Consider the following 17,252-nt stretch of genomic DNA (forward strand, 5'->3'; position numbering starts at 1 on the left):
ATGGGTAGATTTGTTTTGGTGTTCGCGCTGACGGCGGTGTTAGTGGTTGTGTTCGGAAAATGGTTTCCGTTTTGGATACTGATGGTACTCGTTGCATTGACCTGTTTTTTGACTGGAATTGGTCCAACAAAAGGTTTTTTCTCAGCGGGATTTGGGTTTGGATTGGCATGGCTGGTTCTTTCCATTTGGATATCGATAGACTCTGAATCGGAGCTTCCAAAAAAGGTTGCCGAATTGATGGGGCTGAAAAATGACAACCTATTATGGTTTGGAACCGGTATTCTAGGATTCCTTATCGGTGGATTTGCCGGACTGACCGGAAGTATGTTCAAGAAGATTTTCGAAAGGCGCGACACAAATATTTACAAAACCCGACCATAGATTATATAGAACATATAACTATTTGATTTTCAGATTTGAATTGGTTATTTATTTTTTGAGTTTGCCCTCACCGATTGTTGTCGAATACCTATTACTATTGAAAAACCGGGAAAAAATTTTGCATTTCTTTGTTACGCGAGTACTTTTGTTGCTCGTTTTGTGCTCGTCACTTTTATGCTTGATTCTCTCATCACATCCAAGACTAGGCTAAGACTTTTGATCAAGTTTTTTAGCAACCCCGAAATCCAGGGGCACCTGAGGGGCTTGGCCGATGAGTTTGGTGAATCAACCAATTCAATTAGAAAAGAGCTGAATAATCTGGCTGAAGCCGGATTTTTGGTTAGGATTGCGGACAAAAACAAGATTGAATATCAGGCAAACCCGCACCACCCGCTTTTCAACAACCTCCAGGATTTGATCCGAAAGTATCTCGGATTCGATAGGTTGCTTGAGGCTGTTTTGGAAAGAATGGGAGATGTCGACGAAGTCGTCCTAACGGGCGATTACGCTAGGGGTATGGACAGTGGTAAAATCGAAGTTCTAGTCAACGGGTCCTCCTTGAATGAAGATTACCTGCAGCATTTGAGTACGAGGGTTGAGGAGTTGATCGAGAGGAAAGTGAATTTTCGCGTCAATGAGTCCTTTTCTTCGAAGGAATCATTGGTGTTGTATAAAAAATAGGGCGAAAGCCGATCAAAACGTTAGTTGTTAAGCACAGTAAATGTGACTGAAAGGGCGAAGCTGTGAGGATCGGCGACCAGAAATTGATAAGAATCCAAAGTTTCGGATTATTTTCGAAATCTTTTAAACGACAGTAAAAAGTGACCCATCATAAAAAGTCATTTTTGTTTAGCAAAATGAATAAAACTCAAACAAGTAGGCGGTTGGTTAAGGGCCTTTTGGTCGCTTTTGTTTTTCTCCTTTCTGCGGTTGCAGTGTTTTCACAATCGCTCACGGATATCCAAAACATAAAAGTGGATAACCTGAGTGATGTACAAATCGAGCAGTTGCTGAAAAGGGCCGAAGCTTCAGGAATGACTGAAATGCAGCTCGAAATGATGGCAAGGGAACGGGGTTTACCTGCTTCGGAAATCGCAAAACTTAGAACCCGAATCAACAAAATCCGAAGTGGCGGTGGAAGTTCGAATGCTACCACACAGCCGAGCACTTCAGGAGAGAGCCAACTAAGGGGACTTAACTTCGATCTTGAGGAAGAAGGACAAAAGGAGGTTCCAATGACAGAGGAGGAAAAACGGATTTTTGGCTTTTCAGTGTTTAGAAATACCCAGCTTTCCTTCACTCCCAACCTTAACATCCCAACTCCCAAGAATTATGTGTTGGGTGCTGGAGATCAATTGATGATTGATATCTATGGTGCTTCCCAGTTTTTGTATGATGTGACAGTTAATTCAGATGGCCTGATTTTCATCCCCAACGTTGGCCCAATTAATATCAGTGGACTCACCGTAGATGCTGCGACTAATCGGATTTCGAACGCCCTTTCTAACATTTATTCTGGTTTGAGAGGGAGCAATCCGAACACTTTTATGTCCTTGCGGGTAGGCAACATTCGCTCAATACAAGTATCGATGGTAGGCGAAGTATTTGCTCCTGGAAATTATACCTTGTCTTCTTTTGCGACTGTATTTAACGCACTTTATGCGGCGGGAGGTATTACAGCAGACGGTTCCTTTAGAGAAATTCGAGTGTATCGAAATAGCAAATTGGTGGCTGAAGTAGATGTTTATCAGTTCTTGGTGAATGGTGACCAAAAATCCAATATTAGATTGGAAGAAGGCGATGTAATTCTGATTCCACCGGTTCAAACAAGAGTAGAGATTGGGGGACCACTAAGAAGACCGGGTCTATTCGAAGTTAAAAGCAAAGAGACTTTAGAAGATTTGATCAAGTTTGCAGGAGGGTTCACAAGCAACGCCTATCCGAATATCGGAACTGTAATGAGGACTACAGATAAGGAATTGAAAGTTGAAAACATTGAGAAGTCGGGTTTTGCAAGTTTCAGTCCCAAGGACGGTGACTCGTTCATTTTTGGAGAGTTGCTTGACAGATACGAGAACAGGGTGCAGGTCTCTGGAGCGTTGATAAGGCCCGGGGTGTTTGCATTGGAGCCTGGAATGGGCATCAATGATTTGATCAAAAGAGCGGAAGGCCTGAGGGAAGATGCATTTATGAACCGGGCAACGCTTTATCGGACAAGGCCGGATTTTTCTCTTGAGATAGTCACAGTTGACATTGGGGCTGTGGTACGCGGAGAGGCACCTGATATTGCTTTGCAGAGAGAAGATGTGTTGAATATTCCCAGCATTTATGACTTGCGGGAGGAATTTTATGTATTGATCAGCGGAGAAGTGAATAGGCCGGGCGCATTCGCTTTCGGAGAAAACATGAAAGTCGCTGATTTGGTACTGAGGGCAGGTGGTTTCAAGGAATCAGCAACACCTTCACAGATAGAGATCGCTCGAAGGGTAAAGGATGACGTTTCTGGCAAATTGGCCGAAATTTTCCACATTGATATTAGCAAAGATTTGAAGATCACCGGTGAAAACGCGGATATGGTTTTGAAGCCGTTCGATCATGTCATAATCCGAAGAAGTCCAGGCTTCCAACGGGAGCGATTGGTTCGAGTAGAGGGGGAAGTTTTTTACCCGGGCGAATATGCCATTTCAAATGCAAGCGAGCGGATTTCAGACCTGTTGAAGCGCGCGGGGGGATTGAACCAATTTGCTTACCCGAAAGGCGCAAGTTTGATCCGTAGAAATGAGTTTTTTAAAGCCCCCAGTGACAACCAAATCAAGTCACAAAACCTCATGCAGGTCAAGCAAAACAGTCTTAGAAGGACGGGAAGAAACACGGAGGCTGAGAAATACTTGTTGGAAAGGATCGATGGGAAAATTGCGGAGCGGGGAGGAGATCTTTCTAATAAGCAAGGTGGTCTTTTGATCGATGATTTCAGGAGAGAGGCGATTGAGGAATTGGTTGGCGATACACTAAACGTAGAAGAAATTTCTGAGAAGACTTTAGAAATGATCGGGATTGATTTGGAGGAAATCGTGAGAAATCCAGGTGGAGTGCATGATTTGTTTATTCAAGAAGGTGACGTTTTGAGTATTCCGAAATTACTACAGACGGTGCGGATGAGGGGTGAAGTTTTGTTTCCGACATCCGCCAGGTTCGATGAGGGCTTAGGATTTAAAGGATATATCTCGAGATCAGGCGGTTTTACAGAAAATGCGCGAAAAAAACGTTCATTCGTAGTTTATGCCAACGGGGACGTAAGGAAAACCTCCAATTTTCTCTTTTTCAAGGTTTACCCCAAAATAGAGCCAGGATCTGAAATTATTGTTCCCAAGAAGCCAGAAAAGGATTCCATTCCACTTCAGGCATGGATAGCGATAGCAACGAGCGTTGCGACTTTGGCATTGGTCGTTAATAACATTATTCAATAAACCATAGACTCAGCGATGCAAAAAAGCCAAAAAACGGAAGTCGATGAGATAGACTTGGTTGAGATTTTCCAAGTTTCTTGGGCAAATAGAAGGAAGATATTTCTAACGACTGTTGTTTTCGTTATATTTGGACTCCTGGTAGCGTTCCTGATTCCAAAGGAATATGCTGCAGGGTCGACTTTCGTACCGCAGGTCGCAGATGGTAGCAAAGTCGGGGGAAGTTTGAGTGGTTTGGCCTCATTGGCTGGAATTAATTTGGGTGGTCTCACTTCAGGGAATGAAATACCACCGACTTTATATCCAAAAATAGTCTCATCTGTCCCATTCAAGAAACAGATTTTAGAGGCGAAAGTAACACCCGCGGGTCATCCAGAAATGACCTATGCTGAATTTTTCAATGATAATTACAAAGCTGGAGTATTGTCAACCCTCTCAAAATATACCTTGGGTTTACCTGGGTTAATTCTTAAGACTATCAGACCGGCTTCCCAGACTCAACAGGATGAAACAAATCCGGAATTGATTTCATTCTCTGAAGAAGAGTTGGAACATTTCAAAAGGCTTGACAAACAAATGTCTGTTCAGTTCAATGATAAGGAAGGCTTTGTTTCTTTATCCTTCAGAATGCCGGAGCCTCTTTTGGCGGCCCAAATGGCCAAATTCGCTGAAAACTTGTTGCAGCGTGAAGTTATTGGCTATAAGATTCAAAATGCTCGGGAACACCTTAAATACACGGAGGAGAGATTTGAAGAAAAAAGGAAAGAGTTTGAGGAAATTCAGAATCGGTTGGCGAATTTTAGAGATAGAAATCAAAATATATCCTCCGCTTTTGCACAAAACCAGCTCACAAAACTCGAGGCTGAGTATAATTTTGTCTTAAATGTCTATACAGAATTGGCAAAACAATTGGAAACCGCCAAATTGCAGGTTAGTAGGGATACGCCGGTTTTTTCTGTTATTCAACCTGTTTCAGTTCCGATAGAAAAAGATTCTCCCAAAAGAGTATTGATTTTGGCAGTATTTCTGATCTTGGGTATTGTTACAGGTACAGGATTGGTTTTTGGAAAGATTTATTGGGACGGCCTAAGAGAAGAACTGTTTAACACCGATAAAAGGCATACTATTAATGAGTGATTTCAATTTAAATACAAAAAAAAATATTCAAAAATACTTTTTTTGTATTTGAAAAATATTTTACATTTGAATCGTAATTCAGTGAGGCGAATATCCTCTAGAATCCAAAATAGCTTATCATCTCAATTATTATCATTCTTTTTTAACCCTAAATTAAATTAATCAATGAAAATCACAGTAGTAGGTACTGGGTACGTTGGATTGGTATCCGGTGCATGTTTTTCTGAAGTGGGGATCGAAGTGGTCTGCGTGGACATCGATCAGAAGAAAATCGAAAAGCTCAAGAACGGCATTATGCCCATCTATGAGCCAGGATTGGAGGAAATCGTCAAAAGAAACTATGCGAGTGGAAGGCTGCAGTTTTCCACCAACCTTGGGGAAGCCATTCAGGGTTCCGAGGTAGCTTTTATTGCCGTAGGCACGCCTCCCGGTGAGGATGGTTCAGCGGATTTGAAATATGTGTTGGCCGTTGCCGATGAGATCGGCCGCACCATGAGCGACTACATTGTCGTGGCTACCAAGAGTACCGTTCCGGTTACTACAGGTGAGAAGGTGCGTGCGGCGATTGCCGCGGCTCAGGAAAAACGAGGTACCAATATACCATTTGCCGTTGCTTCGAACCCCGAGTTCCTCAAGGAAGGTGCCGCGGTGGATGATTTCATGAAGCCGGACAGAATTGTCATCGGCGTGGATGACGAACGTGCGGAAGAGATCATGAAGCGCCTTTATAAGCCATTTCAGCTTAACGGTGACAGGATCATCTACATGGATATCCCTTCAGCCGAAATGACCAAATATGCGGCAAACGCGATGTTGGCAACCAAGATTTCCTTCATGAACGATATCGCGAACCTTTGCGAGCTTGTAGGGGCTGATGCCAATATGGTCCGTAAGGGGATTGGTTCCGATCCACGGATCGGTAACAAGTTTATCTACCCAGGCGTGGGATACGGAGGTTCTTGCTTCCCCAAAGACGTAAAGGCAATCATCAAGACCGGCAAGAAGTATGGCTACGAGCTACGCGTTCTGCAGGCGGTTGAGGATGTAAACGACGATCAGAAGTATGTTTTGGTCAAGAAGGTGAAACAACATTTTGGCGAAGACCTGAGCGGCAAGACATTTGCGCTTTGGGGCCTGAGCTTCAAGCCAAACACCGACGACATGCGCGAGGCACCGGCTATCGTGATCATCGACGAGCTGATTGCTGCAGGCGCACAGGTGAAGGCCTACGACCCTATCGCAATGAAAGAAGCACAACACATCTATGTGGGTGATAAGATCACTTACGCGAAGGATGCCTATGATGCATGCGTTGATGCAGACGCGCTGTTGTTGATCACCGAATGGTCAGAGTTCAGGATTCCTTCTTGGTCGGCATTGGGCAAACTCCTCAAAAACAAAGTCGTGTTTGACGGTAGAAACATTTACGACAAGTCATATCTGGCAGAGAATGGTTTTGAACATTACGGGATCGGTACGCAAGACCCAGTTCAACAACTAATTAAGAATGCGTTATAATTTTTTGCAATCATGATCACCCCTATAAAAGACGCAAAAATCGCCATTATTGGCCTGGGATACGTGGGCTTACCCTTGGCAGTGGCCTTCGCTGAAAAATACCCGACAATCGGATTCGACATTGATGCGGAAAGGGTCAAACAGCTGCAAAAAGGCCATGACCGTACCTTGGAAGTGAACGACGAGGAGCTGAAAAACGTCCTTGTCTCCACTTCTGTGGAATTAGACCAAAAGAGACAAGGTCTTTTGGTTTCAGACGCCGTGATTCCAATCACCTCCTGCAACGTGTACATTGTAACGGTACCTACACCTACCGATAAGCACAATCGGCCGGTTTTGACCCCGATGCTGAAGGCTTCGGAAACAATAGGGAAAATCCTAAAAAAAGGAGATGTGGTCATTTATGAATCCACGGTTTATCCGGGCGTGACTGAAGACGAATGTGTTCCAGTTCTTGAAAAATTCTCCGGCTTAAAATTCAACGTGGATTTCTTTGCCGGTTATTCACCTGAGCGTATTAACCCCGGAGACAAAGAACATACCGTTACAAAAATCCTCAAAGTTACTTCCGGAAGTACGCCTGAAGTCGCCGAGTATGTGGATCAATTGTACAAATCAGTTATCAAAGCAGGAACCCACAAGGCATCTTCCATCAAAGTTGCAGAGGCTGCCAAAGTGATCGAAAATTCCCAAAGAGACATCAACATTGCCTTTGTCAATGAGCTGTCAAAAATTTTCAACCTGCTGGGAATAGACACCCACGAGGTTTTGGAAGCTGCTGGGACGAAGTGGAATTTTCTTCCATTCAAACCTGGGCTAGTTGGGGGTCACTGCATTGGTGTAGATCCATTTTACCTTGCCCAAAAAGCTCAGGAAGTAGGCTATCACCCTGAAATCATTTTGGCAGGAAGAAGGCTTAATGATTCCATGGGCAAACACGTGGCAACAGAGGTCATTAAACTGATGATGCGCAAAAACCTCAGAGTTATTGATTCCAAGGTTCTGATTTTGGGCTTTACGTTCAAGGAAGATTGTCCAGATGTGAGGAATACCCGCGTAATCGATATATACAACGAACTCAAGTCATTCGACATGGATGTTGACGTATATGACCCTTGGGCGGATGCTGCTGAAGTGGAACACGAATATGGAATCCACATCGTCAATGGTGGACGCACCCCTAATCTCGATGATTATTCCGCAGTAGTATTGGCTGTAGCACACAAGGAATTCAGGGATTGGAAAATCGCCAAGTCCGCAAATCAGGTGGTATTTGATGTCAAGGCGATATTGGAGAAGGAGTTGGTGGATGCGAGGTTGTAATTTTGGATCAACACTCTGCTTAAAAACTGTTGTTCGAATTTGTTTTTAGTTGTCTAAAATCTTGGATTTCGGAATTGCTCTTTCGGAATCCAATTTTTTTGATCTATTGTTAGTACTTCATCAGATATAAGCCAAAATACCTGGCAATTTCCTTGATATCCAAGATTAACCATTTTGAATAAGGAAAACCTGATTTTTAGTCTTGCTTGGTCAATGGTTGGACAATTTGGTTATCTGGCTATTGCATTTCTCGTTAACATCGTCTTAGCAAGACTACTTGGTGCCTTTGTTTTTGGACAGTTTAGTATTGTAATGGCTTTCGTCGTGATTGGAAAGGTGCTTACCGAGTCAGGAATGAGTGGGGCGCTTATCAGGAATCAAAAAGCAGTGGATCTGGATTATTCAACTATTTTCTTGTTTAATCTTGGATTGTCTTTAGCGATTATGCTGTTGATAATACTGTCGTCGAGTTCCTTAGCGCAAGCCTACGGTGATTTAGGACTTCGGAATTTATTAATTGTTTCTTCATTGGTTTTGCCGATCAGCGCTTGTCAATTTGTTCAGAATGCCAGACTGGTAAAAAATCTAGAATTCAAGAAAAAGGCTATATACGAGTTTTCTTCAATTACAATTGCTTCAATTATAGCAATCGTATTTGCTTTGGTTGGATTTGGTATTTGGTCTTTAATATTACTTCAAATCATCACTGCCTTATCCTTAAGTATTATCCTATGGCATTTTGAGGGAGGTGTTGGTAAATTGAAGTTCGATGGAGATTCATTCAAATCACATTACAAGTTTGGTATGAATACAACTGCTACGGCGTTGACAAACAGTTTTTTTGACAATTTGTATCAGCTCATTTTGGGAAGGTATTTTTCCATTGTCCAAGCTGGTTTTTTTTTCCAAGCGAAGAAAATCCAGGAGGTTCCATCAAACGTTTTTGTCAGCCTGTCCCATGGTGCGGTTTTTTCCTCATTGACAAAGTACCAAAACGACCATCGTCAATATGAGATCATGTTTTCACGAATTATCACTGGTCTGTTGGTAATTTATGGAGCAGTTTGTATGGTCATAATTTTTTTTTCACAAAACATAATTCAAATTGTATACGGTGAAAGCTGGAAGGGCACATCTGGATACTTAATCTTTTTGGTATTAGCATCGTTTTTTTTTATTCAGGAAATGTTCAACCAGGTCATATTCAAGTCATATAATCAAACACACATCATTTTTAGATTAGAGCTCTTAAAGAAATCCATTCTTTCGATCTCTATTGTATTGGGAGTAATTCTCAAAGATATCCAAGTTTTGTTGTATGGGTTTTTAATCACCAATATGGCGAGTGCTTTGGTGAATCTGTATGTTTCCAGAAAAAGAAATGATTTTCAGTTTAGTCCTGATCTGAGAAGACTTTTGCTAATCCTAACGGCAGGAACAGCCTCATATTTGTTGCATCATTCGATAAATTTGGCGTTTCAAATCTTTGGATATTGGCAGTTTCTTTCATTGCCAACCTTGGTAGGTTTCTATTTCGTTCTATTAAAGCAGCTGCGAGTTTTTGATGTTAAAAAAGAGCTTACGATGATTCGTGATGTTTTTTTGAAAAAAACAATCCTGTAATTATGTGTGGAATATATGCTACAAATATCGAGTATGGCCTCGACACTGTAAGGAACAAGCTCAGTACAATCGAGTATCGTGGACCCGACAACCTGGGGATAACACAGGTAGATGGTGTTAGTTTAGGGCATTTGCGACTTGCTATTTTGGATCTTGATCCTAGATCTAACCAACCATTTATTTACGAGAATCTGTCCATAGTATACAATGGCGAGATTTACAACTTTGAGCAAATACGTGATGATTTGGTTTCGTTGGGATATAAATTCCAAACAACGAGCGATACGGAAGTTTTGATAAAGGGGTTTTCTGAATGGGGCGAAGGCATACTGTCTCGAGCAAACGGCATGTTTGCATTTGTGATCTACGATGCGGAAAATAGGTCTTTTTTTGTCGCGAGAGACCGATTGGGAGTCAAGCCGCTTTACTATTATTGGGATGGGAAGAAAATCGAGATTTGTAGTCAGATTGGTCCCCTGATTCAAAAAGACAGCAGAATATCTTCTGAAGCGTTGAACATGTATTTGGACTGTGGCTATGTGCCTAGCCCATTATCCATTTTTGAGAATATATTCAAGTTGCAGCCAGGTCATTTCATGACCGTAGAATTGGAAAATGGGTCACGGAACATTGTTGAATATTGGAATTTGAAGAAGGTCGAAAAAAGAAATATTACTTTCGATCAGGCAAAAGAGGAATTACATGAACTGTTGAAGGACGCGGTAAAAATCAGACTTAGGTCAGATGTCCCAATTGGGACATTTCTTTCAGGAGGCATCGATTCAGCTTTGGTTTCAGGAATAGCGTCAAAAGTGAGCGAGTCACCGATTAACACATTCACGATTGGTTTTGAAGATAAGAAATTTGACGAAAGCAGGGTGGCGAGTAAATACTCAGAAATCATTGGCTCAATACACAAGGAGATACCCTGTACAACTGACCAGCTAAAAAGTATAATTTCCAAATTGATTGAAATTTACGACGAGCCATTTGCAGATAGTTCTGCTATACCGTCTTTACTCCTTAACTCAGTTACAAAGCCTTACGCTACTGTGGTTTTGTCTGGCGATGGTGGTGATGAAAGTTTTCTTGGGTATATAAGTTTCGATCTATTAAGGAAGTTCAAGAAAATTGAAGGTATCCCATATTTCATTAGAAAGGTTCTTTCCTTCCTTTATATTCCTGACATTTTTGGAGTTAAAGTGGAGACTATCAGGCAGATATTGCGTATCAAGACAGACGTTGAATTCACGGAAAAAATCAACCTGAATTTTTCGAATATTCTTCAAAAGAAAGACACCAGTTGGATTGCAAAATATTATGCTGACTTCAAATCGCTGTCCAGCAATCCCTTTCAGAGAATGGGAGACTTGAAAATCAAGCTGTATTTGGAAAATGACTGTAATGTAAAAGTAGATAGAGCGAGCATGGCTTCTTCTGTCGAAGTACGAAGCCCATTTTTGGATTACAGGGTCATTGAGTATGCAAGGAATTTGCCAGTGGATTATAGGTATGACGGAATAGTGAAAAAGAAGATTCTAAGGGAAATATTGAAGGAATATATTCCCGAGGAAGTCTTTAACCTGCCAAAGAAGGGATTTTCAGTCCCCTTGGGGCAATGGATTCGTGAAGACTTGAAAGAGGAGGTTTTGGGTGAACTCACCGATGAATTCTTAAGATCAATTCCCAACTTGGACATTAGGGAGGTCAAGAGGCAAATTGAACTTCATTTATCAGGTAAAAAAGATTATAGTTTCACCATTTGGAAGTTGTTTATCTTGGCGCGTTGGAAGAGGCGTTGGTTTAATGGGTAATTCCACTTTGCAATTTCAAGATGTTCAGACAGCGACCTTGCTCAAAGTATATTCAATAACAACCCAAAGTAAGGACAGTTGGTGGGTTTTAGATTTCGCTTAGGTTTGTATATGACAAATGGCTTCACCTAAGGATATTAGCGAAAACCAACGTAAAATCTCCATTAAAGTCAGGAAGGGGGTTTTCGTTTATGCCATATTTTTTGGGTTGTTGCTGTTTCTCAAGCCTGGGTTCAACTCCAACCTCGATTTTGAATCGATAGGGAATTATCTGATAATTTTTTTTATCGCACTCATGTTGTTTTTGTATTCTCAGAGTAAGTCAAATTCAAATTGGTTCCGGATAGATTTCTTATTTCTAATCGGTTTTTCGATTGTTCATTTTCAATGGCCTGCGATGTTTGCGTTGAGTGGAATTTCACCAGAGAATATTGCACGCGTTTGGGTAAATTCAAATTATGTAAATTATGGTGTTTGGCTTTCAGTCATTGGAATCATCTCATGGATGATCGGATACAATTGGAGCAAACCTGTCGAGATTGAGAAGGATAAGATTGAATCATTTGACACTAAAAAGCTGGTTTTCTTGGCATATGCTTCTTTTTTTCTTTTCTTGGCTTTTGCGGGAAAGGACTACCTAACAGGCGGTGTTTATAAAGGCACAGGGGGCAGCGCCGCAGGAGAAGGTATTTCTGTTTATATTCGCTTAGTATTTTTCGTGTCGATAATTCTGTTAACTGTTTTGGAGATTACGAGTAAAGCGAAGTCATATCAGGGGAACCTTTTTAAATGGTTTCTAACCTTGAATAAAGGTTATCTTTTGCTGACTACACTTTTTGTATTGTTGTTTCTTTCGGTAGGTGATCGGAGCGAACCGATTGGTTTAGTGATTGTTGGGTTGGTTTTTGTGGGTACCTATGTGAGACCTGTCAGACTTAGAGAGTTCTTGTTACTCTTTATCGTAGGGGCATTGGTAATGACCCTCATTTCACTTGGGAGGAGCGAATCGACCGGCATTGGTTTACTAACGGAGGGGTTCTCAAAGTTTGAATTCACCTCTGGATATGACGTGACTCTTGAATTGGCCAATAGCGTAAGGACGCTGTATATGTCGCTCTCAAATGTCCCGAGCAATACTGGCTTTTTTTATGGGCAATTGTGGCTTGGAGACATATTAAGCCCATTACCCTTTGCTCAGTCGTTGTTACTTTCTGTTTCAAATATTAAGGCCCATGAGTTGGGTTCTGCGGGATATATCACCTACCTAACATTTGGGTCAAATCCTCAGTCGGGAGAGGGGACATCTCTAATTGGGGATATTTACCTTAACTTTGGATCCTTGGGTGTTGTTTTCTTCATGTTCCTCTTCGGAATGATGCTGAAAAAAATCACCAATGCATCATTTCAATGTCTGGATATGAAATGGGTGATTGGCTTTGGTGTCATGGCGAGTTTATGTTTTTATATTTCAAGATCTGGTCTATTCGTGTCAACTAGATCTATGGTTTGGGCACTTGCATTTTTCGTTTTTTTTGTAACTAGGATGAAAAAGTGACTATGAAGATTGCCTTGATAATACCTACCCTATCTTTAGGTGGAGCTGAACGTATTATGTCACAATTAGCGACCGAGTTTGCAAACCGGGGCCATCATGTTGATTTGATTCTTTTGGCCAAATCAAAGCGTTTTTTTTCTGTTTCTGAAGAGGTCAACATAATTGAAATGGGCTTTGAGAATAAAGGCTTTGTTCGAAAAAAATTGAGTGAGTTTTCGGTTTTCATGAAGCTGCAGAGATATTTCCACATGAATAAACCCGAGGTTGCCATGAGTTTTATGGAGAAGTATAATTTGCTCACAATTCTTACTTCTCTGTTTACTTCGACGAAAATATTTGTCTCTGATAGAAGTAATCCACTAAAAAAGCAACCATTCGCTATCGAACTTGGAAGGAGCTTGCTATATAGGTTTGCCGACGGAATAATTTCGCAAACCGAATTGTCAAGAGACGTATTGTTTAGGAAAACGAGACATCGCAATATTAAAGTGATTGCTAATCCTGTAAAGGATTTCAAAGATTTCTCGGGCATTAAGAAGGAAAAGATCATTCTGAATTCGGGGAGGCTTGTGAATGAAAAGGGGCAAAAACTATTGATAGACGCTTTTTCGTTAGTCGACAGAAAGGATTGGAAGTTGGTGATTTTGGGGGACGGGTATTTGAAAAGTGAGCTTGAATCTCGGGTTTCTGAATTGGAACTTTCGGAGCGTGTTATATTGAAAGGATCAGTCGACGATGTAGAAAAATGGTTGGGTAAAGCGTCCATTTTTGCTTTTTCGTCAATTTCTGAGGGGTATCCAAACGCGCTACTTGAAGCCATGTCGGTTGGACTTCCATGTGTAAGTTTTGACTGCAACGCTGGTCCGAGAGACCTTATAAAGCACGGTGAAAATGGTTTTTTGGTACTAGAGGGTGATGTAAAAGAGTTCGCCAAATACCTGACTATTCTCATCGACGACGAAGTAAAAAGAAATTCAATAGGTAAAGTTGCAATCAAGATTAAGGAGCGGCACCAATTAGGGCAAATTGCAACAGAATATTTGGATTTTTTCAGATACGCAAACGTGAATGGAGTTCCGGTCAGTCAATTAGATTTTTGATGTCGGAAATGAAGAAAAAGGTTTTACTGAATGGCTCCACAATGTTTGATGGAGGAGGGATGCAGGTTTTGCTGAATTTTATCTCCGACTCATTAAAGCAGTCTTCGAATATTGAATGGTTTTATTTGCTTTCCAAAAGAGCAGAAAATTTTTTGGGTGAAGTAGGGGTTTCATTGCCAGACGAAAAAACGTTTATATTGGAAAAATCTCCAACCAATCCTATCTACTGGCTTTCACAGTTTCTGAAATTCAAGGCATGGGAGCGCAAACTGGACTTCGATATTGTCTATTCGATCAGTTCACCTTCCTACTTTTTCTTTAGAGCAAAAGAAGTACAGAGAATTACAAATCCATATCTCACCAACGCGAATACGTATTCCTTTAAGGTTTTACCGAGAACACTGAGGGTGAAGTGGAAGATTAAGTTTTGGATTCAAAAGATTTTCCTCTCAAAGAGTGATTACTTCATTACTCAGACACAGCTCATAAAATCTAAACTTGGTTTTCATTTTTATTCTAAAAACAAACCGGTGGAAATAGTCCCAAATGCCGTCTCTACATTTTTTCTTACTGAAACTTCAGAACGATTGCCAAAACAGAATTGGATATTTTGCATCGCGACCGCTAACTGGCATAAGAATATCCATCAGCTTGGAGAAGTTGCATGGCATTTAAGGGAATTGAACCCAAACCTGGACTTTAAGTTTATCACAACAATAGACCATGAAAGTGAGATATTCAAAATATTGAGACGAAGGACCCTAGAACTTCAATTAGAAGACAGTTTTATTCATTTGGGTCGAGTACCACAGGTAAAGTGCAGGGAATATTACCTCAAATCCAAAGTTACCTTTCTACCTTCAATTCTTGAAGTGTTTTCTGCATCCATCATTGAATCGATTCACTTCAAAACCCCAATTTTGACAACCGATCTGAATTTTAACAGGGAATTGATTTTGAATTCTGAATATTTGTTTCAACCCGAAGATTGGCGTGAGGCTGCCGAGAAGCTGATTAGATTTTTGGAGGAGCCAGATTTTGGTGAGGAAATGATCAAATCAGTCTCATCTAGTTTAGAACTAATTTCGAGTGCGGAAGCATTTAAGAAAACAGAGGAAGTATTATTGAAATTTATTCAACATTGACACATATGTTCAAAAGCAAAACCCTCCTCATCACGGGTGGGACGGGCTCGTTTGGCAACGCGGTCCTCAATCGATTTGTCGATAGCGACGAATTCAGTGAGATTAGGATATTCAGCCGTGATGAGAAGAAGCAGGACGACCTGAGGAAAAAGGTCAACAACCCAAAAGTCAAGTTCTACATCGGGGACGTACGGGATATAGGAAGCGTCAACCAAGTGGTAAAGGGAGTCGATTACATCTTCCATGCCGCCGCATTGAAGCAGGTGCCCTCCTGCGAGTTTTTTCCGCTCGAGGCCGTAAAGACCAATATCCTGGGAACCGACAACGTGCTCACGGCAGCCGAAAGGTACGAAGTGGGCAGGGTCGTCGTTCTCAGTACCGACAAGGCGGCATACCCGATCAACGCGATGGGGATGTCAAAAGCCCTTATGGAAAAGGTGATGGTGGCCAAGTCCAGAAACCTGGACGATGCGAAGTCCATATTCTGCGGCACCCGATACGGCAACGTCATGGCATCCCGTGGCTCCGTGATTCCCCTTTTCATCGAGCAGATCAAGTCCGGCAAACCCCTGACCATTACCGATCCCAACATGACCCGGTTCATGATGACGCTTGAGGATGCAGTGGATCTTGTCCTGTTTGCATTCAACAATGGAAGCCAGGGAGACCTTTTTGTCCAGAAATCACCTGCGGCGACCATAGAGGTGTTGGCAACGGCGCTGTTGGAGATGTACAATGCCTCCAACGAAATTCGGGTGATTGGAACCCGCCACGGCGAAAAGCTGTACGAAACCCTGGTCAACAGGGAGGATATGGTAAAGGCCGAGGACATGGGTGACTATTACAGGATTCCTGCGGATACCAGGGACCTGAATTATGCGCAATATTTTTCGGAGGGTGAGCCTAACCTTGCCAAGGTAGAGGAATACCATTCACACAATACCCACCGACTCGATGTGGAGGGAACGAAAAAGCTGCTGATGAAACTCCCCATCATCCGTCGGGACATCCTCGGCGAAACAAACCTGCCACAATATCCGGATTGATCCTATGGAGGGAAAGAAAAAGGTCGGTATAACTGGCCAAAATGGTTTTGTCGGGAAACACCTTTGGAACACGCTTGGGCTTCAACCCGATGAATTCGAAACAATTGGCTTCAATAGGGATTGGTTTGACGACGACAAAGAACTTGACGCGTTCGTCGGTGACTGCGATGTTGTGGTCCACCTCGCGGCATTAAATCGCCACAATGATCCCCAAGCCATTTACGATACGAACGTAGGCCTTGTCAGGAAGTTGGTCTCGGCTTGCGAAAGGACAGGCGCGAAGCCACATATCATCATTTCATCATCCACCCAGGAGGAAAGGGACAACCTGTATGGGAAATCCAAAAAGGAAGGTAGGGAACTTCTGGAGGGTTGGTCGAAAAGGGAAGGGGCACCGTTCACCGGGATGGTTATCCCGAACGTTTTTGGACCCTTTGGGCACCCCTTCTACAATTCGGTTGTTGCAACCTTTTGCTACCAGATATCCAGGGGGGAAACGCCCAAACTGGAAGTCGACGGAAACCTGAAACTGATTTACGTGGGGGAACTTGTAGCTGAAATCATTCAGGCAATCCGCACCAAGAAAGATGATCCCGCCTACCATGTAAACCATACCGCCGAGGCAAAGGTCTCTGAGTTGCTTGGAATATTGAACCGGTTCAAGTCTGAGTATCAGGATGGAGGCAATATTCCCGAATTGAAAAACGCCTTTGAACACAATCTATTCAACACTTACAGGTGCTACATGGATTTGGCTGGATATTTTCCAAGAAAATTCAAAAAAAACGTGGATGCGCGGGGTGCATTTGTAGAAATTGCAAGGCTCGGGATCGGTGGACAGGTGTCGTTCTCGACCACTGTTCCCGGGATCACTCGCGGCAACCATTTCCACACCCGGAAGATCGAGCGGTTTGCTGTCATCAAGGGAAAGGCACGGATCCAAATGAGGCGTATCGGCACGGATGAAGTGCTGGACTTTTTCCTTGATGGGGATGAACCCGCCTATGTCGATATGCCGATCTGGTATACCCACAATATCAAAAACATCGGGGACGGGGAATTGATCACCGTATTTTGGATCAACGAACCATACGATCCAAGTGATCCCGACACTTATTTCGTCAATGTGGAATAACCAAAAAATAT

13 protein-coding genes are annotated in these 17,252 nt (G+C 42.2%); all 13 read left to right on the plus strand.

Translation table 11 applies throughout. From position 1 onward, the window contains the following. The 13 genes from L0U89_RS16110 to L0U89_RS16170 all read left to right on the plus strand — a co-directional run bounded on the left by L0U89_RS16110 (position 1) and on the right by L0U89_RS16170 (position 17,241). Complete coding sequence (locus L0U89_RS16110) at positions 1-381, plus strand: hypothetical protein (protein WP_234862453.1); 381 nt, start codon at positions 1-3, stop codon at positions 379-381. Between the two features lie 174 nt (positions 382-555). Next, positions 556-1,062: an ArsR family transcriptional regulator gene (locus tag L0U89_RS16115; RefSeq protein WP_234862454.1), complete on the plus strand. Its 507-nt coding sequence runs from the start codon at positions 556-558 to the stop codon at positions 1,060-1,062. Positions 1,063-1,265: 203 nt separating this feature from the next. Next, complete coding sequence (locus L0U89_RS16120; RefSeq protein WP_234862455.1) at positions 1,266-3,848, plus strand: SLBB domain-containing protein; 2,583 nt, start codon at positions 1,266-1,268, stop codon at positions 3,846-3,848. 15 nt (positions 3,849-3,863) lie between these two features. Then, on the plus strand, positions 3,864-4,982 hold the full coding sequence (locus L0U89_RS16125; RefSeq protein ID WP_234862456.1) for a Wzz/FepE/Etk N-terminal domain-containing protein: 1,119 nt from the start codon (positions 3,864-3,866) through the stop codon (positions 4,980-4,982). Positions 4,983-5,147: 165 nt separating this feature from the next. Beyond that, complete coding sequence (locus L0U89_RS16130) at positions 5,148-6,500, plus strand: UDP-glucose dehydrogenase family protein (RefSeq protein WP_234862457.1); 1,353 nt, start codon at positions 5,148-5,150, stop codon at positions 6,498-6,500. Between the two features lie 12 nt (positions 6,501-6,512). Then, on the plus strand, positions 6,513-7,823 hold the full coding sequence (locus tag L0U89_RS16135) for a nucleotide sugar dehydrogenase (protein WP_234862458.1): 1,311 nt from the start codon (positions 6,513-6,515) through the stop codon (positions 7,821-7,823). A gap of 174 nt (positions 7,824-7,997) precedes the next feature. Then, a complete protein-coding gene (locus L0U89_RS16140) occupies positions 7,998-9,446 on the plus strand; it encodes an oligosaccharide flippase family protein (protein ID WP_234862459.1) in 1,449 nt (482 codons plus the stop codon). 2 nt (positions 9,447-9,448) lie between these two features. Next, a complete protein-coding gene (asnB, locus tag L0U89_RS16145) occupies positions 9,449-11,260 on the plus strand; it encodes an asparagine synthase (glutamine-hydrolyzing) (RefSeq protein ID WP_234862460.1) in 1,812 nt (603 codons plus the stop codon). Positions 11,261-11,378: 118 nt separating this feature from the next. Beyond that, positions 11,379-12,815, plus strand: coding sequence for an O-antigen polysaccharide polymerase Wzy (locus tag L0U89_RS16150; protein ID WP_234862461.1), 1,437 nt, complete (start codon positions 11,379-11,381; stop codon positions 12,813-12,815). 2 nt (positions 12,816-12,817) lie between these two features. Continuing rightward, the gene (locus tag L0U89_RS16155; protein WP_234862462.1) at positions 12,818-13,915 is read left to right on the plus strand and encodes a glycosyltransferase family 4 protein; all 1,098 of its coding nucleotides are present in this window, start codon (positions 12,818-12,820) and stop codon (positions 13,913-13,915) included. Then, positions 13,915-15,060 carry a glycosyltransferase gene (locus L0U89_RS16160; protein WP_234862463.1) on the plus strand — a complete coding sequence of 382 codons (1,146 nt, stop codon included), beginning with the start codon at positions 13,915-13,917 and terminating at the stop codon, positions 15,058-15,060. The genes L0U89_RS16155 and L0U89_RS16160 overlap by 1 nt, the downstream gene beginning before the upstream one ends. A 5-nt stretch (positions 15,061-15,065) precedes the next feature. Next, positions 15,066-16,106: a polysaccharide biosynthesis protein gene (locus L0U89_RS16165; RefSeq protein ID WP_234862464.1), complete on the plus strand. Its 1,041-nt coding sequence runs from the start codon at positions 15,066-15,068 to the stop codon at positions 16,104-16,106. A 4-nt stretch (positions 16,107-16,110) separates the two neighbouring features. Then, positions 16,111-17,241, plus strand: coding sequence for a polysaccharide biosynthesis C-terminal domain-containing protein (locus tag L0U89_RS16170; RefSeq protein ID WP_234862465.1), 1,131 nt, complete (start codon positions 16,111-16,113; stop codon positions 17,239-17,241). Positions 17,242-17,252 lie beyond the last annotated feature (11 nt).

This window comes from Mariniradius sediminis, assembly GCF_021491425.1.
Lineage (GTDB): Bacteria > Bacteroidota > Bacteroidia > Cytophagales > Cyclobacteriaceae > Mariniradius > Mariniradius saccharolyticus.